Below are 21,560 nucleotides of genomic sequence, written 5' to 3'. Positions count from 1 at the left end.
GCGGGGACGGGCGGGGGGATTCCTGTTCTATGGACCGGGCTGCTGGTGGCATGCTTCTGTCGCCCATGCCGCCGGCGCGTGCTTGGCGTATCGTCAGGAGAGCGGAGGTGCGGACGGCTGGTCCCGCTCCTTCGTGATCCGCTCCGGGAGCGAGACCATGGATCGGATGAACATGGAGCAGGGTTCGGCCGAGGCCGGCATTGGCCCGACGCCCAGCGCCGGGGAACTCTGGGCCGCCATGCGCGCCGAGGCCGTCACCGCCGCAGCCGCGGAGCCAGTGCTGCGTGGGATGCTTGAGCTGGCGGTGCTGCGGCATGACTGCTTCGGAGCGGCCCTGGCCGCCCTGCTGGCTCGTAAGCTGGCGGAGCCGCTGATGCCGGGTGAGCGGCTGGAGGACCTGGTGCGCGAGACCCGCGCTGAGCTGGTGCCCCTCGCCGTAGCCGATCTGGCCGCGATCCGGCGGCGCGATCCGGCGGCGCGCGGCTGGCTTTCGCCCTTCCTGCACTACAAGGGCTTCCAGGCCCTGTCCTGGCACCGGGTGGCGCATAGGCTGTGGCGCGATGGGCGGAACGACCTGGCGCTCTATCTTCAGAGCCGCGCCTCGATGGTCTTCGGGGTGGACATCCATCCGGCGGTGCCGGTGGGGCGCGGCGTGTTCATCGACCATGCGACCGGCGTGGTGGTCGGCGAGACGGCGGTGATCGGCAACGATGTCTCCATCCTCCAGGGCGTGACGCTGGGCGGCACGGGCAAGGAGGTGGGCGACCGGCATCCGAAGGTGCGGGATGGCGTGCTGCTCTCCGCGGGCGCCAAGGTGTTGGGCAATATCGAGATCGGCCGCGGCGCCAAGGTGGGCGCGGGCAGCGTGGTGCTGGCGGATGTGCCGCCCTGCGCGACGGTGGCTGGGGTGCCTGCGCGGGTGGTCGGCTGGTGCCGGGATGCCGTGCCGGCACTGGCGATGGACCAGAGCATTCCTTCCGGCGCGTGACGCCGGAGTTGCGCCGAATTCACATGCTCGTGACCTGAAGTTACAGCATAATTCTCCCGTTCAAGGGGAATGTGAGGTTTCAATGCGTTGGATTGTTGGTGCATTTTTCGTCGTCGCTTTCGCGGGCCTGGCGAATACGAGCCATGCGGTCGCCCCGGGCGCCGTGACCAGCTCGATCGAGTCTGCCCGTGAGGCGACGTCAGTAACGCAGGAGGTGGCGCGCCGGCGTCCGCATCACCGCCGCGCGGTTCGCCATCGCCGGGTCTTCGCCCGCTAAGCCCTCACTTTCTCAAGGGGGAGAATCGAAAGGGCCCGGCGGATTTCCGCCGGGCCCTTTCTGCTTGTGCCGTTAGGCGCGGCTCCGGAGGGGCGCGGATGCGCCCGCACCCCTGCGGGTCGCGTCAGAGGATGAAGTCGCTGGCGGACAGGCTCGGATGGCCGGCCAGGGCGATCTGGAAGTCCGCCGAGCCGTCACCGTTCACATCGCCCTCGACGACGGAGAAGTCCCCATCGGCGATGACATGCAACTCGCCCGCCTCGCCGGTGAAGTCCTCGGAGCCCAGGAAGGTGAAGTCCTGGTCGTCGCCCTTGCCCGATTGGACATCGATCCCGCTGAGGTCGATCTGATCGCGGGCGGCGAAGTCCGTGATGACGTCCCGGCCGGACCCGACGGTGCTGTCCGCGACGCTGGCGAAGACGAAGTGGTCACGGCCCGTCCCGCCGGTGAGGGTGTCGGTGCCCTCGCCGCCGTTCAGCTGGTCGTTTCCGGTGCCGCCCTCCATCCGGTCATTGCCGGCGCCGCCGGAGAGGAGGTCGTTGTTCGTGCCGCCGAGAAGGGTGTCGTTGCCGGCAGCGCCGTTCAGCGTGTCATGCCCACCCAACCCGTTCAGCGCGTCGTCCTCCGCGCCGCCATTCAGGACATCGGCGGCGCTCCGGCCCGTCAGGGTCAGCAAGTCGCCGGCCTTCGGGGGCGGGGTGGCACCGGTGTCGGTATCAGTGTCGCTGTCGACGCCGACGTCAGTGGTGTCGGTGCCGACATCCGTGTCCGTGCCGGCCTTGACGTCGAGCTTGCCGACGCCGGCACTGCTCAGGACGTAGCTCTTCACCGATGTCGTGCCATCGAGCTTGTAGTCGTAGGGCACCTTATAGTCGGTGGTCGACTTGCCGTCCTGCGCGCTGGCATCGCCGCCGTTGACATCACCCCAGGTGACGCCCTCGAACACATTGCCGGCGAGATTCCAGAAGCCAATCTTGTCGCTGTCGAGGCTGACGATCGGGTCACGGACGTTCTCGAAGACATTGTTCTCGATCAGCGCCTCCGCGCCCATGCGCATGTTGATCGCGGAGGTCTCGATATCCTTGTAGTAGTTGTCATAGACATGGGCGAAGCCGTCGCGAATGCTGGGCGCACGGGAGCCGATGTTCTCGAAGATGTTGTGGTCGTAGGTGACGTAGCGGCCACCCTCATCGCTGTCGGAGAAGCCGTTGAGCGACACCTTGTGGTGGTCGTGGAAGTTGTTGTTCGAGACGGTGACGTATTCCACGCCGCGCTTCATGTCGACGAGGCCGTCGTAATGGTCCTTGCCGACCGACATGCTGCTGTACATCTCGTTGTGGTCGATCCAGATATTATGGGATCCGCCCTCGATGCCGATGGCATCCTTGGGCCCACTGTCCACATCGTGGATTTTCAGGTTCTGGAAAATCAGGTTCGACGAGCCACCCTTCACATGGAAGCCGATGCCGTCGAACTCTGCGCCGTTGCCAGCGCCGATGATGGAGATGTTGTGGACGCCGTCGATGTCGATCGCCTCGGCGCCCGTGTTGGCCGTGGTGATCGTGCCTTCGACCTGGATCGTCAGCGGCTTGGAGCCTGCCTGCTCGATCGCGGCAAGCAACTCCTTGCCGGTCGAGACGGTTACAGTAGTGCCGCCGCTGCCGCCGGTTGTTCCGCCGTTCATTGAAGCAAAGCCGTGAGCCGAATTGTTAGCCATTACTTAATCCCCCTCCTAGCCACCTGAAATAATCCGGGTGGGCTTCGGCTGCAGGACTGTTATCCGGCGGGGAGAAACCACCACAAGAGTGGCTATCGACTTCCTGACGCAGACGGTAAATTTTTCCGAAACCTTTCACCCACCAACTTCGTTGCGCAGAATATATTCTCAGAGAATCGCTTTGTTCTTTGTTGGAACACGGTGTTGCCGCGTTGCGGCAACAGCTTCTGCTGCTGAGAAGCATCGCGGGGGTTCAGGCTGGATCTTGGGCGCTGTCGGGCAGGACGGCAGGGAGGCACTGATTCCGCGGGCCGACCCGCCAGTCAGACGGCTCTGCCCGAATGGCGGCCCGGCACCAAAAGGCAGCGGGCCGCCCTGGTATGGGGCGGCCCGGACAGGCAGCGGCGCGGCAGGCGGCGGCTTTCGCCGCGCCGGGCTAGACGTTGAAGCGGAAGAGCAGGATGTCGCCGTCCTTCACTACGTATTCCTTGCCTTCCACGCGCATCTTGCCGGCCTCCTTGGCGCCCTGCTCGCCGCCAAGCGCGACAAAGTCGTCAAAGGCGATGGTTTCGCAGGCGATGAAGCCGCGCTCGAAGTCGTTGTGGATGACGGCAGCAGCCTGGGGGGCCTTGGTGCCCCGGATGATGGTCCAGGCGCGGGATTCCTTAGGGCCCACGGTGAAGTAGGTGACCAAGCCCAGCAGCTCGTATCCGGCACGGATGATGCGATCCAGGCCGGAATCCTTCAGGCCGAGGCTGTCCAGGAACTCGGTGCGGTCCTCTTCCGGCATCTGGCTGATCTCGGCCTCGATGGCGGCGGAGACGATGACGGCCTTGGCGCCCTGGGCCTTCGCCATCTCCTGCACCCGGGCGGAATGGGCGTTGCCGGTGGCGGACGAGGCTTCCTCCACGTTGCAGACATAGAGAACGGGCTTGGTCGTCATCAGCTGCAGGCGGGCGGCGGCGGCCTCCTCGCCCTTGGGCACGGCGGTGCGGGCGGGCTTGCCATCGGCCAGGGCGGCGACGATGGGCTCGGCCAGGGCGACGAAGGCGGCGCTTTCCTTGTCGCCGTTCTTGGCCTTCTTCTGGGCCGGGATCAGGCGCTTCTCGAGGCTGTCGAGGTCGGCGAGCATCAGCTCGGTCTCGACCGTCTCGGCATCGCGCACCGGGTCCACATTGCCTTCGACATGGGTGATGTCGCCATCCTCGAAGCAGCGCAGAACATGGACGATGGCGTCCACCTCCCGGATGTTCGCGAGGAACTGGTTGCCCAGGCCTTCGCCTCGGGAGGCGCCGCGGACGAGGCCGGCGATGTCCACGAATTCGAGGCTGGTCGGCACCTTCTTGATGGACTTGCCGATGCGCGCCAGTTCGTCCAGCCGCGGGTCGGGCACGGCGACGCGGCCGACATTCGGCTCGATCGTGCAGAAGGGATAGTTGGCGGCCTGGGCCGCGGCCGTCTGGGTGAGGGCGTTGAAGAGGGTGGACTTGCCGACGTTGGGCAGGCCCACGATGCCGCAGTTGAAGCCCATGGTGGCGGGGTGTTCCGTGCGTGTGGGGAGAGGTTGCGGGTGGCTTACGCCGGGGTGGCGGTTGGGCGCTAGCCCTGGGTAGCAGGTGGCGCTAGCCCTGGGTGAGCAGGGCGACCTTCGTCATGAAGTCCTCCGGCCTGCCCTCGGCCAGGAGCGGGGCGGCGTCGGCGACCGAGTCCAGCAGCCGGTCCAGCCATTCGGCGTCCACTTTCGCGAAATTGCCGAGGACATGGCCATGGACGCGGTCCTTGTGGCCGGGATGGCCGATACCGAGCCGGACGCGCTGGAAATCAGGGCTGCCGAAGGCGCGTTGCATGTCGCGGAGGCCGTTATGGCCGGCGGCGCCGCCGCCCTTCTTCACGCGGACCTTGCCGGGGGCCAGGTCCAGCTCGTCATGGAAGGCGGTGATGTCGGCGAGGGGAATCTTGTGGAAGGCGCTGGCAGGCTGAACCGAGTTGCCGCTGTCGTTCATATAGGTCTGCGGCTTCAGCAGAATGATGCGCTGGCCGGCGATCTGGCCTTCGGAGACCTCGCCCTTGAAGCGGCTGCGCCAGGGGGCGAAGCGGTGGCGGGCGGCGATGCGCTCCACCGCCATGAAGCCGATATTGTGCCGCTGCTTTGCATGCTCCGCGCCCGGATTGCCGAGTCCAACCCACAGAAGCATCGCTCGATCCCGTTCATGACTGGGGCGCGCCGCTTTCGCAGGCGCGCCCCAGCCAGACAAAACAGCAAGGTGTCCGGGGGAGGCTCCCCCCCCGGGCGGCCCTTACTTCTTCTTCGCCGGCGCGGCCTTGCCGCCCTTGGCGCCCTTTGCGTCGGCCGGAGCCGGCGCGGCGACCACGGGGACCTCTTCCACCACCACCGGCGGCGCGATGGTCAGCACCACGAAGTCGCGGGCGATGGTCGCGGTCGTGCCCTCGGTGCCCTTCACGGCGGACCAGCGAAGCGTGTCGCCGATGCTCGCCTCGGAGACGTCGATCTCGAAGCGCTCCGGCACGCTGTCGGGGTCGGCCAGCACCTCGAGGTCACGGCGGACCAGGTTGGCGACGCCGCCGGCCTTGATGCCGGGGGAGACGTCTTCGCCGAGCAGCACGACGGGCACCTTCACGCGGATCTTCTGGCCAGCGGCAAGGCGCTGGAAGTCCACATGGATGGGCTGGTCGGAGACGGGGTGGAACTGCACGTCGCGCATCAGGCAGCGCTCGGTGGCGCCACCGGCGACCGCAACCTCATAGAGGTGCGACTGCCAGCCGCCCTTGTGCAGCTCCTTCATCACGTCACGCGGGTCGAGGGACAGGAGGGTCGCCTCCTGCTTCGCACCGTAGATCACTGCGGGGACCATGCCCCCACGCCGGGTCGCGCGCGCCGCCCCCTTACCGGCCCGCTCGCGCGCCGCGGCCTCGATCCGAATGGTCTGGACCATTGCCGTTATTCCTTCGCACGTTGGGTTATGTCTCTTCGCGCTGCCGTGCAGGCGCGCGAAAGCTCGCCGGCCTCCAGGGGTGCCGGCGCGGGCGGGGGTTTAGCGGGGGTGGGGCCGGGGGGCAAGGCTTATGGCCTGTGCCCTCCCCCGCCCGGCTCCCGGCTGGTGGTTCTCAGGCGCCTTCCTGGTCCTCGGAAGGGCGGGTTTCGGGCATGGCGAACCAGACGGCCGACACCGAGAGCAGCCCCACCCCCGCGAGCATGGCGAAGGCCGTGGCCGGGCCGAACCATTCGGCGGCGAGGCCCGCGAGGGTTGTGCTGAGCGTGCCGCCGATGCCGATGGCCAGGCCGAACAGGCCGAGGCAGAGGTTGAAGCGGTTGGAGCCGCGCGTCAGGTCGGCGGCCAGCAGGGGCAGCATGACGCCGAGGCCCGCGGCGCTGATGCCGTCCAGCGCCTGCACCAGGATGAGCCAGGCGGGGCCCTCCACCAGCATTAGCAGCAGCCCCCGGACCGGCAGGGCGGCGAAGCCGATCAGCAGGCCGATGCGGCGGCCGCGCCGCTCGGCCAAGCGGCCGACCCAGGGGGCGATCAGTGCCATGATGAGCTGCGGCGCGATGATGCAGGCGGCGATGATCAGATTGGCCTCGTCGCCGGCATTGCGCGTCACCTGCGTGCCGGCGAGCGGCAGCATGGCCGCGTTGGATAGGGTGAAGAGGCCGCAGCAGAGGGCGAAGACGAGGACGCCCCGGTTGCGCAGCAGGTCGCCTAGGCCGTGCAGGGCGTTGCCCTCCCGCGCCTGCCAGACCGGCGGGTGGAGGTCCGCAGGGCGGATGGCGGCGAGGGCAATGAGGCTGGGGATGCAGAGGGCGGCGGTGAGCCAGAAGACGGAGGCGCCGGAGAGCCAGGTGCCGGCCGCCCCAAGCAGCCCGGCCGCAAAGCCGCTGCCAACCGCGGCATAGCGGGCATTCCGGCCCAGCCGTTCGCCAAGGGCGTGCCGGCCCACCAGGGCGAGGCTAATCGTCGCGATGGAGGGGCCGAGGACGCAGGAGGCGAAGCCGTGCAGCACCTCGGAAACCAGCACGGGCAGCGGGCTGGGCCAGGCGGCCAGGAGCAGGGCCGAGATGGCGATGGCGATCAGGGCCGCCGCGGCGGCGAAGCGCTTGTTGGGGGTGGCATCCACCAGCGCCCCGGCCGGGACCTGCATGGCCATGGTGACGAAGGTGCCGATGCTGAGGGCGAGGCCGATCTCGAGCTCGGTCCAGGCATGAGCGGTGAGATAGACGGCGATGAAGGGACCGAAGCCGGTCTGGACATTGGCCATGAAGAAGTTGAGCCAATCCAGACCACGCCCGCTGCGTCCTGCCACGCGGGGTGCCTCAGTCCTTGCTGGCGGGTTCTGCGGGTGCCGAGGCGGTCGGCGCGGAATCCGGGGCTGGAGGCGGAGCGGCGACCACCACGGGCTCGCCCTCCTTGTAGTCGGGGAAGGCGCGGATCTGGTCGCGTGTCAGTTCCAGCCGCACGCCTTCGGGGGAGAAGCGGAGGGTGCGCCAGGCGACCGCCACGCGGCGGCGGCCGACGCCGAGGAAGCCGCCATAGTCGAGCACGGCGGCGCGGGGCTGGGCGTTCTCGTCCATCAGCACGTTGACGATGCGGCCGACCACATCGCCGGAGGGGCCGGTGACCTCGCGCCCGATGACGCGCTGGGCAGCCTCACGCGGGAGTTCCTCGCGCGCGGCGGGGGCTTGGGCCGCTGGGGCTGGTGTTGCTGGCGCCTGCGCAGCAGGGGGTTGAGGTGCGGGCGGCTGGGGCGGCGCCGCTGGAGCTGCAGAGGGCGACGCTTCGGCGGCAGCCACGGGCGGCTGGGTCGGGGCGGACATTGCCGGGGCAGTGGGGGCTTGTGCGGCTGGCTGTGCGGCGGACGGCTCAGCGGATGGCGGCGCCGCGGGCGGAGATGGAGCCGGCGCCGATGCGGCAGGCGGTTGGGCTGTGGATGGATCCTGGGCCAGGGCCTGCGGCCCGTGCAGGATCGCTGCCGCGCCAAGAATCAGGGCGAGGCGCCAAGCAAGGCGATGGGGCGGGGCGCGCATGAGGCGAGCCTAGACCAGCATCACGCCCGGCCGAAGGGATCACGGCCCGGCGAGCGATGCCGAGCGCGTGATCATCCGGCTTCAGGCCTCGACGGGGAGCTTCACCTCGCTCGTCCAGCCATGCGGGTCCGGGGCGCGGCCATACTGGATGGAGACGATGGCGTCGTAGAGCTTCTGGGTCAGGGCGCCGGTTTGGCCGTTGCCGATGATGATCTTATCGCCCTTGTAGCCGAGCTCGCCCACCGGGGAGACGACGGCGGCGGTGCCGGTGCCCCACATCTCCTTCAGCGTACCGTTGCGGCCCGCGGCCATCACCTCGTCGATGGTGACGCGGCGCTCAGAGACCTTCATGCCCCAGTCGCGCAGGAGCTGGAGGATGGAGTTGCGGGTGACGCCGTCCAGGATGGTGCCGGCGAGCGGCGGGGTGATCACCTCGTCACCGATCTGCATCATGATGTTCATGGTGCCGACTTCGTCGATTGCCTTGCGCTCGATGGCATCGAGCCACAGCACCTGGGTATAGCCCTGGCTCTCGGCATCGCGCTGGGCCGCGAGGGAGGCGGCGTAGTTGGCGGCGGTCTTGGCCTCGCCGAGGCCGCCCGCGACGGCGCGAACATACTTGTCGGTCGCCAGGATGCGGACCGGCTTCACGCCCTCCTTGTAGTAGGAGCCGACGGGCGAGCAGATGACGAAATAGGTGTAGCGATGCGCCGGGTGCACGCCGAGCATCACCTCGGTCGCGATCACCGTCGGGCGGATGTAGAGCGAGGTGCCGGGGGCGGAGGGGACCCATTCATGGTCGGCCGCGACGATCGCCTCGAAGGAGCGGCGGACGAGATCGGCATCCATCTCGGGGATGCAGAGGGCGGCGCAGGACTTGTTGAGGCGCTTGGCGTGACGCTCGGCGCGGAAGAGGCGGATGGTGCCGTCCGGGCCGCGGAAGGCCTTGAGGCCATCGAACACCGCCTGACCGTAATGCAGGACGGAGGTGGCCGGATCCATGGTGAGGGAGGCGTAGGGCACGACGCGCGGGTCGTGCCAGCCGCGGCCCTCCTCGTAATCCATTAGGAACATATGGTCGGTGAAGACCTTCCCAAAGGAGAGCGAGGAATCGTCGGGCCGCGCCTTGGGCGAATGGGTCCGGGTCAGGCTGATGTCGGAGGGCATGGCACCGAAGTCCGCAATATTGTTGCTTAGGCGGCCATCCTACCGCAACGCCGCCTCGATCGGAAACCGGGGTCGCACATTGCTCCCATGTGCGGCCACCATGCTCCTTCAGTGGCCGCTAGCGAGGGCCGCGCCCTCGCGGTTATGGGTGCCCAGCCGCTCGATCATGGTGGCGGAGGCGGCATTGAGACCCGTTACCTCCACTTCCACCCCGTGGTGGCGCAACTTCAGCACCACGCGATCCAACGCGCCAATCGCGGTGATATCCCAGAAATGGGCGTTACCGACATCGATCACGACGCGGTCCACCCCCTCGCGGAAGTCGAAAGCGTCGTGGAAGGCGTCGGCGGTGGCGAAGAAGATCTGGCCGGTGACGCTGTAGGTGCGGCTGGTGCCGGCTTCGTCGAGGCTGCTGGTGACGGAGAAGGCGCGGGTCACCTTCTGCGCGAAGAAGAGGCCGCTGAGCAGCACGCCCACCAGCACGCCCTGGGCGAGATTGTGGGTGAGCACCACCACGGCGACCGTGGCCAGCATCACGAAGCTGGACTGGCGCGGGTTGGTCCGCAGGGCCAGCAGCGAGCCCCAGCGGAAGGTCTTGATGGAGACCATGACCATCACCGCGACCAGCGCAGCCATGGGGATCTGCCGCACCCAATCCGCCAGCACCAGGATAAGGAAGAGGAGGAAGGCGCCGGCCCAAAGGGTGGAAAGACGCCCGCGCCCACCGGAGGTCACGTTGATGACCGACTGGCCGATCATGGCGCAGCCCGCCATGCCGCCGAACAGGCCGGAGACAATATTGGCCAGGCCCTGGCCGCGGCATTCGCGGTTCTTGTCGCTGGTGGTGTCGGTCATCTCGTCCACGATGGAGGCAGTCATCATGGATTCCAGCAACCCGACCATCGCGAGGGTCAGGGAATAGGGAAGCAGCGTCCAAAGCGTGTCGAAGGTCAGCGGCACGTTGGGCAGGAGGAAGCTGGGCAGTTCGGTGGGCAGCGCGCCCATGTCGCCGACGGTGCGGAGATCGAGGCCCAGCCAGATGGCCAGGACGGTGCCGAGCACGATGGTGACCAGCGGGGATGGGATCACGCTGGTCAGGCGCGGCAGCAGGAAGATGATGGCGAGACCGCCCGCGACCATGGCGTAGAACACGGGGCCGGCGCCCACGAATTCGGGAAGCTGGGCCATGAAGATCAGGATGGCCAACGCGTTGACGAAGCCGGTTATGACCGAGCCCGAGACGAAACGCATCAGGTCGCCTAGCCGCAGGTATCCGGCGGCGATCTGGAGCACGCCCGTCAACAGGGTGGCGGCGAGCAGGTGGTCCAGCCCGTGCTGGCGCACGAGATCGACCATGACCAGGGCCATGGCGCCAGTGGCGGCCGAGATCATGGCGGGGCGGCCGCCGGCGAAGGCCGAGATCACCGCGATACAGAAGGAGGCGTAGAGGCCGACCTTGGGATCGACGCCGGCGATGATCGAGAAGGCGATGGCTTCCGGGATCAAGGCCAGGGCGACGACGGTGCCGGCCAGAAGGTCACGCGTGACGTTGGGCGACCACTCTGAGAGTGCGCGTCGGGCAGCGGTCATGGGGAGCTTTCAGCAGATGCGGGTGCCACGCCCGGCGAGAGGCCGGGTGACGCAAAGGGGCGCCGGGCATTGAACAGGCAAGACGATGGGTGGCCGGATAGGGCCGAAGCCGCGGCCGTGCCGCGGCGCCAAACGTCAGGGCGGAGCGATCCGCGAGGAGGTGGTGCCGTTCATCAATCCCTCCCCTGGCAGATTTGATGCTGCAATGCAATACAAAACGACGCACGCCGCCGGGGAGGCCCCGGCGGCGTGTCATGCTTCTCAACCGGCCCGAAGGCGGGTGGTCAGGCGGCGATGGCCTTCACCATGGTCGAGCCCAGCGCGGCCGGGCTGTCGGCCACGAAGATGCCCGCCGAGCGCATGGCGTCCATCTTGGCTTCAGCCGTGTCCTTGCCGCCGGAGATGACAGCGCCGGCATGGCCCATGCGGCGGCCCGGAGGGGCGGTGGCCCCGGCGATGAAGCCGACGACGGGCTTGTAGTTCTTGCTGCCCGGCTTGTTCGCCTGGCCCAGGAACTCGGCCGCGATGATCTCGGACTGGCCGCCGATCTCGCCGATCATGACGATCTGCTTGGTCTCGGGGTCGGCGAGGAACATCTCCAGCACTTCCTGGAAGTCCGTGCCCTTCACGGGGTCGCCACCGATGCCGACGCAGGTGGTCTGGCCGAGGCCGGCCGCCGTGGTCTGCGCCACCGCCTCATAGGTCAGCGTGCCCGAGCGGGACACGATGCCGACCGAGCCGCGCTTGTGAATGTGGCCCGGCATGATGCCGATCTTGCAGGCTTCCGGCGTGATCACGCCCGGGCAGTTCGGGCCGATCAGGCGGGACTTGCTGCCGGAGAGGGCGCGCTTGACCTTCACCATGTCCAGCACCGGGATACCTTCGGTGATGCAGATGATGAGCGGGACCTCGGCCGCGATCGCTTCCAGGATGGAGTCGGCCGCGAAGGGCGGCGGCACGTAGATGACGGAGGCGTCGGCGCCCGTCTTCTCGACGCATTCCTCAACCGTGTCGAAGACCGGCAGGTTCAGGTGGGTCTGGCCACCCTTGCCCGGGGTCACGCCACCGACATAGTTGGTGCCATAGGCGATGCCCTGCTCGGCGTGGAAGGTGCCCTGGGCTCCGGTGAAGCCCTGGGTCATGACCTTGGTGTGCTTGTCGACGAGGATCGCCATGGTTCAGGCGGCCTTCTTCACGGCGTCGACCACCTTTTGGGCGGCGTCGGCCAGGTTGTCCGCGGGGATGATGGCGAGGCCGGACTCGGCGAGAATCTTCTTGCCGAGCTCGACATTCGTGCCCTCGAGCCGCACCACCAGCGGGACCGAGAGGGAGAGGTTCTTGCTCGCGACCACGATGCCTTCGGCGATCATGTCGCACTTGGCGATGCCACCGAAGATGTTGACCAGGATCGCCTTCACGTTCGAGTCCGACGTGATGATGCGGAATGCCTCGGTCACGCGCGCCGCGTTGGCGGTGCCGCCGACATCGAGGAAGTTCGCGGGCGAGGAGCCGTAGAGCTTGATGATGTCCATGGTGGCCATCGCGAGACCCGCGCCGTTCACCATGCAGCCGATCTCGCCGTCGAGCGCGACGTAGTTGAGGTCGTTCTTAACCGCGTCCAGCTCCTTCGGGTCCATCTCGCTGTCATCGCGCAGCGTCTCGATGTCCTTGTGGCGGAACAGCGCGTTGTCGTCGAAGGAGACCTTGGCGTCGAGCGCGACGACGTCACCGGCGCCGGTGATGACCAGCGGGTTGATCTCGACGATCGCCATGTCGAGGTCGGTGAAGGCCGCGTACATGGCGGAAACGAACTTGGTGAAGACGCCGACCTGCTTGCCTTCCAGGCCCAGCCCGAAGGCGAGCTTGCGGGCCTGCCAGCCGGAGAAGCCGGCGGCCGGATCGACCGCGACCTTCAGGATCTTCTCGGGGTGGTTCTCGGCCACCTCCTCGATCTCCATCCCGCCCTCGGTGGAGGCCATGATGGTGATGCGCGAGGTCTCGCGGTCCACCAGGAGTGAGAGATACAGCTCGCGCTTGATGTCGCAGCCGGCCTCCACATAGACCTGATTGACGACCTTGCCCTCGGGGCCGGTCTGCTTGGTGACCAGCGTGTGGCCGATCATCGCGGCGGCGGCTTCCTTCGCGGCCTCCGGCTTAACGACGCGGACGCCGCCCTTGCCGTTGGGATCGTCGGTGAAGCGGCCGGCGCCGCGGCCGCCGGCGTGAATCTGGCTCTTCACCACGACCACGGGGCCGGGCAGCTTCTTCGCCGCCGCCTCGGCTTCCTCGGGGGTCTTGGCGACATAGCCATCGAGCACTGCAACGCCGTAGCGCTTCAGCAGCTCCTTGCCCTGGTATTCGTGGATATTCATGCAGGTACTGCTTCCCTGATCCGAAAAGGGCCGGGATTTCCCCGGCCCCGTGTGTCTCAGACTTGTCTCAGACGCCGAGCTTCTTGAAGTCCTCGACGAGCTTCTTCACCGCATCGCAGGACTTGTCGAAGGCAGCCTTCTCCTCGGCCGAGAACTGCACCTCGACGATGCGCTCGACGCCGCCCGCGCCGATCACCACCGGGACGCCGACATAGAAGTCGTTCAGCCCGTATTCGCCGTTCAGCATGACGGCGCAGGGCAGGACGCGCTTCTTGTCCTTCAGGTAGGACTCGGCCATTGCGACGGCCGAGGCAGCCGGGGCGTAGAAGGCAGAGCCCTTCTCCAGCAGCTTCACGATCTCGCCGCCGCCATTGGCGGTGCGGGCGACGATCGCGTCGATCTTCTCCTGCGTGGTCCAGCCCATCTTGATCAGGTCCGGCACCGGGATGCCGGCAACGGTGGAGTAGCGGGTCAGCGGCACCATGGTGTCGCCATGGCCGCCGAGCACGAAGGCGGTCACGTCCTCGACGGAGACGTTGAACTCCTGGGCCAGGAAGAGGCGGAAGCGCGCGCTGTCGAGCACGCCGGCCATGCCGACGACCTTATGCGCGGGCAGGCCGGACTTCTGCTGGAGCGCCCAGACCATCACGTCGAGCGGGTTGGTGATGCAGATGACGAAGGCGTCGGGGGCGTACTGCTTGATGCCCTCGGCCACCTGGCCCATCACGCCAGCATTCTTGGTCAGCAGGTCGTCGCGGCTCATGCCCGGCATGCGAGGGAAGCCGGCGGTGACGATGATGACATCGGCGCCCGCAATGGCGGAGTAGTCGGACCCGCCCGTCATGTGGCTGTCGAAGTCGTCGACCGGGCTGGACTGCATGATGTCCAGCGCCTTGCCGGCGGCGACGCCGCCGAAGACGTCGAACAGCACAACGTCGCCAAGCTCCTTCAGGCCGATCAGGTGGGCGAGCGTGCCGCCGATGTTGCCGGCGCCGATGAGCGCGATCTTCTTGCGTGCCATGGGGGGAGTCCTTGCCAGGGGGCGAAAAAACAGGGGCGCTGCCCGGTTGGGCAACTGCGAAGAGGGCGCGGGTGGATTAGCCCCGGATGGCGGGGCCGGCAAGGCGGGGCAAGGCGGGGGAGCAAGGCAGGGCCTGGGCTGCCCTTCCAGGAAGGGCAAACGGAAAGGGGCGGAGTGCCCCCTGGCACCCCGCCCCTCTCGGTCCATCCTTTGTCCACCGGTTCGCCGAACCGGCGCCCCGATCACATCGGCATGCAACGGAAGGTGTCGGAATGGCCGCGGGCCAGAACGGCCATGGTGCCGACCGGGCAGTCCATCTGCTCGCCGTCCGGGCTGGGCAGGCCGGCGTGCCAGACGCCCATGCGGCCGGTGCCGCCGCTGGCGCGGCTCGCCTTGCCAGCCTTGGCGCTGCGGCCGGAGACGGTCGCGGCATGGGCCGGGCTGGCGATCATGCTCACGAAGCGGACGCCGGGGCGGGCGGTGCGGGTCGCCTCGCGGCGGCCGGCGGCGCGGGCCTGCGTCCGGGTGGAGCGGGACGCCACCACCTGCCGGGCTTTGCCGCGGGCGGCGGTGCTGGCGATGGCGCGGCCACGGGTGGTGGCGACGGCGCGACGCGGCGCGGAGGCCGCCTGGCGCGAGGCGACCGGCGCGGCGGTGGCGCGGGAGGCCTTGCCGGCCGACCGCGCCTCGTTGCGTCGGCTGCCCGCCGCTTCCGCAGGATGGGCGGCGGCAAGCGCCATGATCGCGGCGAGCGCGATGGCAAAGTTACGCAGCATGATAAATCTCCCCCTCTGGCCGGATCCCGGATCCCCACCTGGCGCCCTGCCCCCTCAGGCCTGCGCCACGCAAATCCGGTGCCGGAACTAATTCATGTCAGATGCGGCAAGGCCAGGTAGTCCTGGCTCTGCATTTCCAGGAGGCGGGAGGCAGTGCGCTGGAAGATCGCCGCCCCCTCGCCCTTCTCATAGAGCTGGTCGGGCTCGGCCTCGGCGGAGGCGACCAGCTTGCAGCGGTGCTCATAGAGCGTGTCGATGAGTGTCACGAAGCGGCGGGCCCGGTCGTAGTTCTCCGGCCCCAGCCTTGGCACGCCGTCCAGCACGAGCGTGTGGAAATGGGTGGCGATGGCGAGATAGTCCGCCGCGCCGAGGAAGGCGCCGCACAGCGCCTCGAAATCGGCGCGGGCAACGCCGCGATGGGCCTGCGGCACCTCGACCTTGCGGCTGAGGACCGTCAGGGAGCAGGGCGTGCCATGGGCGACGCCCGAGAGCTCGAGAAAAGCCGCGTCGAGCGCGCGGTTGGCGCGGCCGTCAACCGGGGAGTGCCAGGTGGGCAAGCCCCGGATGCGGTCGCGCCGGTAATCCTGGAGCGCCGAGAGGTGAAGCACCTCCAGCCGCTTCTGGATCATGGCGATGAAGGGCAGAAAGGCGTCGCGGCCCGGCTTGCCCTTGAAAAGATCGGCCGGAGCCGTGTTCGAAGTGGCCACCACCACCACGCCCCGGGCGAAGAGCGCCTCGAACAGGCGGCCCAGGATCATGGCGTCGGTGATGTCGTGGACCTGGAACTCGTCGAAGCAGAGCAGCGCGGCCTCGGCCACGATGCTGTCGGCCAGCGGCGGGATGGGGTCGGAGGCGTCGCCATGGGCGCGGCGGTATTCGTGAATGCGCCGGTGGGACTTCTGCATGAAGGCGTGGAAATGCTCGCGCTTCTTACGCGGCACGTCCGCCGTCTCGAAGAAGAGGTCCATCAGCATGGACTTGCCGCGCCCGACTTCGCCGACGAGGTAGAGGCCGAGCGGCGGACCATCCGGCTGCTCGTCCACCGGCTTGCGGCGGAAGAAGCGGGCCAGCAGGCCGGGCTCCTCCCTGGTGGGCTCGGGGCGTGGGTCGTAGCCGCGGAGGCGGCGCCACAGGTCCTGGAGGATTTCGGCGGCATGGGCCTGGGCCGGGTCCGCGCGCAAGGCTCCCGCGGCCACACGGGCGCGGTAGAGGGGGAGCGGCCCCTGTGACACATCCGCCGTCAGCACGGCGGTCACGGGGGCTGGTGCGGTCGTTGTGCCGTCCATCGCCGGCGGGTCTAGCCCGGTTTGTAGGGTGCTCGCAACTTTGGGAAGCCAGTCACGTCCGCGGCGCCGTTCCGGAGCCGGTCTGAAAGTGCAACTTCACCAACGGGCGTTAAGGGTTTGACGCAATTGGCAGGGTGCGGCGCGGAACTTGTCTGGAAAGGGGTTCCGCCCGGAAACGCAAAAGCCCCGCCGGCAGGGGCCGGCGGGGCGGGTCACGACGTGCCGGGGCGATGCCCTCAGGCGTCCTCGAACTGTCGCATCGCGTCCATGTGATTCATGGACGTCTTAGCCTTGTTCCCCTCGACCGCAGCGATGGCCGAGAGCGGCAGGTAGTGATGCTTGCCGTCCTTGCTGTCATTCTTCGCCAGCTTTATGCGGCTGCCCTCGACATGGTCGACCGTGCCGACATGGTTTCCGCAGGAGCCGACGACTTCCATGTGCTCCTGGATCTTCGAGGCATCTACCATTCAGCCTTCCTTCTCCCGTTGCCCGGGTAGAACGCCCTGGGATGAAGGAGGCTGCGTGGTCTTCGTTGATCCTCAGTCAGCCGTGATCCCCGCCGCGCGGATTACAGGGGCCCAGCGCGCCCGCTCGGCCGCGATGAAGCGGCCGAATTCCTCGCCCTTCATCGGATAGGGGACCGCGCCTTCGGTCTGGAGGCTCCTGATCAGGTCCGGGGTTTCCAGACTGGTGAGGATGGCGGATTCCAGTCGGGCGCGGATCGGCTCGGGCGTGCCATGGGGCAGCAGGATCCCGTACCAGGCGGTGACGCGGTAGCCGGGCAGGGTTTCGGCGACGGTCGGGACATCGGGCATGGTCTCGACGCGCTTGTCGCCGGTCACGGCCAGGGCGCGGAGGGCGCCGCCCTGCACCAGGCCGGCCACCGAGGGCAGCGTGCTGATCATTGCGGCGACATGGCCGGCCGCCACGTCCGTCAGGCCCGGCGCGGCGCCGCGGAAGGGGACATGGGTGGCCTCCACCCCGGCCTGCTGCAGCAGCAGGGCCATGGCGAGGTGCCCCGCAGCCCCATTGCCGGGCGAGGCGTAGTTCAGCTGGCCCTTCTTCGCCCGGGCCTCCTCGATCAGCCCCGCGAGGGTGGTGGCTCCGGTGGCGGGGCCGGCGACCAGCACAAGGGGAGTTTCAGCGACCATCGCGACGGGATCGAGCGCCGTCTGCGGGTTCACCTTCAGGTTGCGGCCGAAAAGGGTGGGGTTCACCGAGATAGGGCCCTGGTTGCCCATCAGCAGCGTGTAGCCATCGGGCCGGGCGGTCGCCACCAATTCGGTGGCGAGGTTGCCGCCGGCGCCGGGACGGTTTTCCACCACCACGGACTGTCCGAGGGCGGTGTTCAGCCGGGCACCGAGGGCGCGGGCCACCGTGTCGGTGCCGCCGCCCGGCGTGTAGGGCAGGATCAGGCGGAGGGGGCGGTCTGGCCAGCCGGCGGGAAGACCCGCCTGGGCCTGCGCGAGGACAGGCATGGCCAGGGGCGCCGCGAGGGCGGAGAGGAGCGAGCGGCGTTTCAGGCGCATGGGAGACGTGACCTCGGGGCTTCTTCGGGCGGTAAGAAGCCGAGCGCCGCACAGGTTGCAAGGGTAGGGGCGGCCGGGTGGCCGCCCCCCTTCCCTACTCGGCCGCGGGCGAAGGCATGGGCATGTAGAGCCCGCCGCCCTCGCGGTACTTCTTTGCCATCGCTTCCATGCCCTCCTTCTGCGCCTCGGCGCGGATGTCGTGGGAAATGCGCATGGAGCAGAACTTCGGGCCGCACATGGAGCAGAAATGCGCGACCTTGTGCGCCTCCTTCGGCAGCGTCTCGTCATGGAAGCTGCGTGCGGTATCGGGGTCCAGCGAAAGGTTGAACTGGTCCTCCCAGCGGAACTCGAAGCGGGCGCGGGAGAGGGCGTCGTCCCGCAGCTGCGCGGCGGGATGACCCTTCGCCAGATCAGCAGCATGAGCGGCGATCTTGTAGGTGATGACACCGATCTTCACGTCGTTCCGGTCGGGCAGGCCGAGATGCTCCTTGGGCGTGACGTAGCAGAGCATGGCGGTGCCGAACCAACCGATCATCGCGGCGCCGATGCCGGAGGTGATGTGGTCGTAGCCGGGGGCGATGTCGGTCGTCAGCGGGCCAAGGGTGTAGAAGGGCGCTTCGCCGCAGACCTTCAACTGCTTGTCCATATTGGCCTTGATCTTGTGCATCGGAACATGGCCGGGGCCCTCGATCATCACCTGGCAATCCTTCGCCCAGGCGATCTGCGTCAGCTCGCCCAGCGTTTCCAGCTCGGCGAATTGCGCGGCGTCGTTGGCATCCGCGATGGAGCCGGGGCGCAATCCGTCGCCGAGCGAGAAGGAGACATCATAGGCACGGCAGATGTCGCAGATCTCCTCGAAATGCTCGTAGAGGAAGCTCTCGCGGTGATGGTGCAGGCACCACTTCGCCATGATGGAACCGCCACGTGAGACGATGCCGGTGACGCGGCTGGCGGTGAGCGGCACATGCGCGAGGCGTACGCCGGCATGGATGGTGAAGTAGTCCACGCCCTGCTCGGCCTGCTCGATCAGCGTGTCCCGGAACACCTCCCAGGTGAGGTTTTCGGCGACGCCGCCCACCTTCTCCAGCGCCTGGTAGAGCGGCACGGTGCCGATGGGCACGGGTGCGTTGCGGATGATCCAGTCGCGGATGTTGTGGATGTTGCGGCCGGTGGAGAGGTCCATCACCGTGTCCGCGCCCCAGCGGATGGCCCAGACCATCTTCTCCACCTCCTCGGCCATGGAGGAGGTGACGGCGGAGTTGCCGATATTCGCGTTGATCTTCACCAGGAAGTTGCGGCCGATCGCCATCGGCTCGAGCTCGGGGTGATTGATGTTGGCGGGAATGATGGCGCGGCCGCGGGCCACTTCGTCCCGCACGAATTCGGGGGTGACGAAATCAGGGATGGAGGCGCCGAAATCCTCGCCGTCGCGCTCCATCGCGGCCTTCGCCTGGGCGCGGCCGAGATTCTCGCGGATGGCGACGAATTCCATCTCGGGCGTGATGATGCCGGCGCGGGCATAGGCGAGCTGGGTGACCGCCTTTCCGTTCTTCGCCTTCAGCGGGCGGTGCTGGATCGGGAAGGCGGGGGTGAGGCGGTCGCCGGAGACGAAGCCGTTGTCCTCTGGGCGGACGGCGCGGCCTTCCTGGGCCTCGGTGTCGCCGCGCGCGGCGATCCATTCGGCGCGGGGGCGCGGCAGGCCGCGCTCGATGGTGATCGAGGTGTCGGGGTCGGTGTAGGGGCCGGAGGAATCATAGACCGTGACCGGCGGCTCGCCCGCGCTGGGGTGCAGCGCGATCTCGCGCATGGGCACGCGGATGCCGGGATGGAGGTGCCCGGGCCGGAAGACCTTCTTCGAGGCTGGCAGCGGCTGGGTGGTGACCTGCAAGGTATCGAGCGGCATTGGGCCGGAGCTCCTTCGCGACGGAGACCCAGCCCAGGCGTGGAAAGATGATGGAAGGCCCGCCGCCAGATCGTGACGCTTGGCCCATGAAAAGGGCCGCAGGCAACCGCACCGTCCCTACGCCAGTATGAGCTGGATCAGGTTCATCGGGTCACGGCGCTGCCTGTTGGCGAGCCGAATCTCAGCCCCTTGTCGGGACACCCCTGGTGAAGGCTCCAGCCTCGGCCTGCCTGGGGATGGGTGTCAAGCGGAACGGGATCACAGCCCCGTCCCACCATCCAGCGCGATGGCCTGCCCCGCGATGTTCCCGCCGGCTGGGGAGAGAAGGAGGGCGGCCATCTCCGCCACCTCCTCGGCGGTGGCGATGCGGGTGGTGGGGGTTCCGGCCGCGGCCTCCTCCGTTGTCATGCGGAGTTCGGTCCAGCGGGTGAGGGCCACGGGCTCACCAAACGGCCCGTCGCCCTGTCCCCATTGCCCCGGGGCGGGTCGCGTCAGCTCCAGAGGTTCTTGGAGGCGAGCCAGTCCTGGATCAGCGCGGCGACCTGGTCACCGTTGCGGTCCATCATGACCATGTGGCTGTTGCCCTTGATGCCCCGCTCCGGCAGGTCCACCACATCCACCGTGCCGCCGGCCGCGCGCACCTGCTCCGCGAAGCGGATGCCGTTGGCGCGGATGGTGGGCCAGCGGGCGTCCTCGGCGATGTAGTCGCCATAGACCATCAGGATCGGGATGTCCTTGAGCGCCGCCACCTTGGCGGGGTCGCCGATCGTGGCGGGCTCGACCAGGACCAGGGCGCGAACCTTGTCCGGCCGCTCCTGCGCCGCGCGCCAGCCGAAGAGGCCGGCCTGGCTGTGCACCATGACGGCGCTTGGCCCCACCCGGTCGAGCAGGGCGAGATAGGCGTCGAGCGTCAGCGCATCGGTGGTGGTGAAGCGCGGCACGCATTGGCGGACGAAGTTGCGGTAGCTCTCGGGATCCGCCGGGAACTGGTTGCCGGGCAGCACGGCCTGTCGCGCGAAGGAGCCAGGGCCGGCGCCGATGCGGAAGCGCTCGAAGGGGTTGTCGAGGGTGAGGAAGACAGGCTGGCCGCCGGTCGCCTCGGGGATCATGGTCCAACCGGCGCGGCCGCGTTCCACGGCATCCGAGACATAGACGGGCCAGCCGCGGCGCAGGAAGAAGTGCTGCCAGCCCTCGCGCCCGTCCGGCGTGGTCTCCCAGGTCACGCCGGTCAGGCCGCCGCCATGCCACATCAGCAACGGAACTTGGCCGCGAGGATCGGCGGGGATCATGTATTGCGCGTACATGCCGCCGATCAGGTAGGTGCCATTCGGATCGACCTTCGCCGGGACGCCGCCGGGGGAGAAGAGCACCTCCTTCACCGGTTGGCCGGTGACGACATGCTCCTTGCCGCCGACATGGAAGGAGCCCCAGCTCGCCAGGGAGACGGGGGGCTTTCCTCCTGAGCCGGGCGGGGTTGCCGGGGCCGGCTGGGCCGTGCCGGATTGGGGCATGGTCGCGGCGGCGGCCGTGAGGGCGGCGGCGCCCAGGGATCGGCGTTTCATGGCGGTTTCCTTCCGTTCGGGGACCGCCTTGGATGGCGCGCCTCCCACTGCGCGGGCCGGCATGCCGGCCCCGTTGGCGAGAGGATGCCGGATGGCGCGGCGCGGCGCCACGGCGGGCAAGATGCCCCGGATGGGCGATGCACCCTCGCCGAATGGCCTCCGCTGCCCCATCTAGGGCTGCCCATGACCATCTCTCCCCGGATTCCCCGAGCAGCCCTCGTGACTGGCGCCGCGAAGCGCATTGGCCGTGCCATCGCGCTCGGGCTGGCGGAGGCCGGCTTTGACGTGGCCGTGCATTACGGCAGCAGCCTGGCGGAGGCGGAGGAGGTGG

At 68.3% G+C, this 21,560-nt stretch carries 19 protein-coding genes, 1 pseudogene and 1 riboswitch; of the genes and pseudogenes, 2 read left to right on the top strand and 18 right to left on the bottom strand.

Annotated elements, in window-relative coordinates; all coding sequences use genetic code 11:
• The first annotated feature begins 157 nt into the window (after positions 1 to 157).
• Entirely contained in the window at positions 158 to 988 is an 831-nt protein-coding gene (gene cysE / locus GSE44_RS07215) for a serine O-acetyltransferase (protein WP_457852161.1), read from the top strand.
• A gap of 401 nt (positions 989 to 1,389) precedes the next feature.
• Here cysE and GSE44_RS26385 read toward each other — a convergent pair whose 3' ends face one another.
• The 18 genes from GSE44_RS26385 to GSE44_RS07125 form a co-directional block, all read right to left on the bottom strand.
• Positions 1,390 to 2,949 (bottom strand): pectate lyase family protein, encoded by a 1,560-nt coding sequence (locus GSE44_RS26385; RefSeq protein WP_328799057.1) that lies wholly within the window; start codon positions 2,947 to 2,949, stop codon positions 1,390 to 1,392.
• 469 nt (positions 2,950 to 3,418) lie between these two features.
• Complete coding sequence (gene ychF / locus GSE44_RS07205; RefSeq protein WP_159348121.1) at positions 3,419 to 4,513, bottom strand: redox-regulated ATPase YchF; 1,095 nt, start codon at positions 4,511 to 4,513, stop codon at positions 3,419 to 3,421.
• A 91-nt stretch (positions 4,514 to 4,604) separates the two neighbouring features.
• On the bottom strand, positions 4,605 to 5,177 hold the full coding sequence (gene pth / locus GSE44_RS07200; protein WP_159348120.1) for an aminoacyl-tRNA hydrolase: 573 nt from the start codon (positions 5,175 to 5,177) through the stop codon (positions 4,605 to 4,607).
• 102 nt (positions 5,178 to 5,279) lie between these two features.
• Positions 5,280 to 5,936, bottom strand: coding sequence for a 50S ribosomal protein L25/general stress protein Ctc (locus GSE44_RS07195; RefSeq protein WP_159348119.1), 657 nt, complete (start codon positions 5,934 to 5,936; stop codon positions 5,280 to 5,282).
• Between the two features lie 172 nt (positions 5,937 to 6,108).
• Positions 6,109 to 7,302 carry an MFS transporter gene (locus tag GSE44_RS07190; RefSeq protein ID WP_235924608.1) on the bottom strand — a complete coding sequence of 398 codons (1,194 nt, stop codon included), beginning with the start codon at positions 7,300 to 7,302 and terminating at the stop codon, positions 6,109 to 6,111.
• 10 nt (positions 7,303 to 7,312) lie between these two features.
• Positions 7,313 to 7,813, bottom strand: a complete 501-nt coding sequence (locus tag GSE44_RS07185) for a PRC-barrel domain-containing protein (protein WP_159348118.1) — start codon at positions 7,811 to 7,813, stop codon at positions 7,313 to 7,315.
• Between the two features lie 291 nt (positions 7,814 to 8,104).
• Positions 8,105 to 9,190: a branched-chain amino acid aminotransferase gene (locus GSE44_RS07180; protein WP_159348117.1), complete on the bottom strand. Its 1,086-nt coding sequence runs from the start codon at positions 9,188 to 9,190 to the stop codon at positions 8,105 to 8,107.
• Positions 9,191 to 9,298: 108 nt separating this feature from the next.
• Positions 9,299 to 10,780 (bottom strand): SulP family inorganic anion transporter, encoded by a 1,482-nt coding sequence (locus tag GSE44_RS07175; RefSeq protein WP_159348116.1) that lies wholly within the window; start codon positions 10,778 to 10,780, stop codon positions 9,299 to 9,301.
• Between the two features lie 284 nt (positions 10,781 to 11,064).
• Entirely contained in the window at positions 11,065 to 11,955 is an 891-nt protein-coding gene (sucD, locus tag GSE44_RS07170) for a succinate--CoA ligase subunit alpha (RefSeq protein ID WP_159348115.1), read from the bottom strand.
• 3 nt (positions 11,956 to 11,958) lie between these two features.
• Positions 11,959 to 13,152: an ADP-forming succinate--CoA ligase subunit beta gene (gene sucC / locus GSE44_RS07165; RefSeq protein WP_159348114.1), complete on the bottom strand. Its 1,194-nt coding sequence runs from the start codon at positions 13,150 to 13,152 to the stop codon at positions 11,959 to 11,961.
• Positions 13,153 to 13,219: 67 nt separating this feature from the next.
• Positions 13,220 to 14,173 carry a malate dehydrogenase gene (mdh, locus tag GSE44_RS07160; protein ID WP_159348113.1) on the bottom strand — a complete coding sequence of 318 codons (954 nt, stop codon included), beginning with the start codon at positions 14,171 to 14,173 and terminating at the stop codon, positions 13,220 to 13,222.
• A 242-nt stretch (positions 14,174 to 14,415) separates the two neighbouring features.
• On the bottom strand, positions 14,416 to 14,949 hold the full coding sequence (locus GSE44_RS07155; protein WP_159348112.1) for a hypothetical protein: 534 nt from the start codon (positions 14,947 to 14,949) through the stop codon (positions 14,416 to 14,418).
• Positions 14,950 to 15,041: 92 nt separating this feature from the next.
• Positions 15,042 to 16,235, bottom strand: a complete 1,194-nt coding sequence (zapE, locus tag GSE44_RS07150; protein WP_159348111.1) for a cell division protein ZapE — start codon at positions 16,233 to 16,235, stop codon at positions 15,042 to 15,044.
• 236 nt (positions 16,236 to 16,471) lie between these two features.
• The gene (locus tag GSE44_RS07145; RefSeq protein WP_159348110.1) at positions 16,472 to 16,702 is read right to left on the bottom strand and encodes a DUF2171 domain-containing protein; all 231 of its coding nucleotides are present in this window, start codon (positions 16,700 to 16,702) and stop codon (positions 16,472 to 16,474) included.
• Between the two features lie 72 nt (positions 16,703 to 16,774).
• Positions 16,775 to 17,764 (bottom strand): Bug family tripartite tricarboxylate transporter substrate binding protein, encoded by a 990-nt coding sequence (locus GSE44_RS07140; RefSeq protein ID WP_159348109.1) that lies wholly within the window; start codon positions 17,762 to 17,764, stop codon positions 16,775 to 16,777.
• A 94-nt stretch (positions 17,765 to 17,858) separates the two neighbouring features.
• Entirely contained in the window at positions 17,859 to 19,667 is a 1,809-nt protein-coding gene (gene thiC, locus GSE44_RS07135) for a phosphomethylpyrimidine synthase ThiC (protein WP_159348108.1), read from the bottom strand.
• 96 nt (positions 19,668 to 19,763) lie between these two features.
• Positions 19,764 to 19,882: riboswitch (TPP riboswitch) on the bottom strand.
• Positions 19,883 to 19,925: 43 nt separating this feature from the next.
• Positions 19,926 to 20,105 (bottom strand): SDR family oxidoreductase, encoded by a 180-nt coding sequence (locus tag GSE44_RS07130; protein WP_235924607.1) that lies wholly within the window; start codon positions 20,103 to 20,105, stop codon positions 19,926 to 19,928.
• 53 nt (positions 20,106 to 20,158) lie between these two features.
• Positions 20,159 to 21,229, bottom strand: coding sequence for an alpha/beta hydrolase family protein (locus tag GSE44_RS07125; protein WP_235924606.1), 1,071 nt, complete (start codon positions 21,227 to 21,229; stop codon positions 20,159 to 20,161).
• A 162-nt stretch (positions 21,230 to 21,391) separates the two neighbouring features.
• On the opposite strand from GSE44_RS07125, the pseudogene GSE44_RS07120 reads away from it, so the two are divergent.
• A pseudogene (locus GSE44_RS07120) lies at positions 21,392 to 21,560 on the top strand (short-chain dehydrogenase); the annotation flags it as partial.

It is taken from the genome of Muricoccus harenae, assembly GCF_009848505.1.
Classification (GTDB): Bacteria; Pseudomonadota; Alphaproteobacteria; order Acetobacterales; family Acetobacteraceae; genus Roseomonas; species Roseomonas harenae.
Note: the sequence above shows the minus strand (reverse complement) of the source record. Positions and strands in the feature narration are given on the sequence as shown.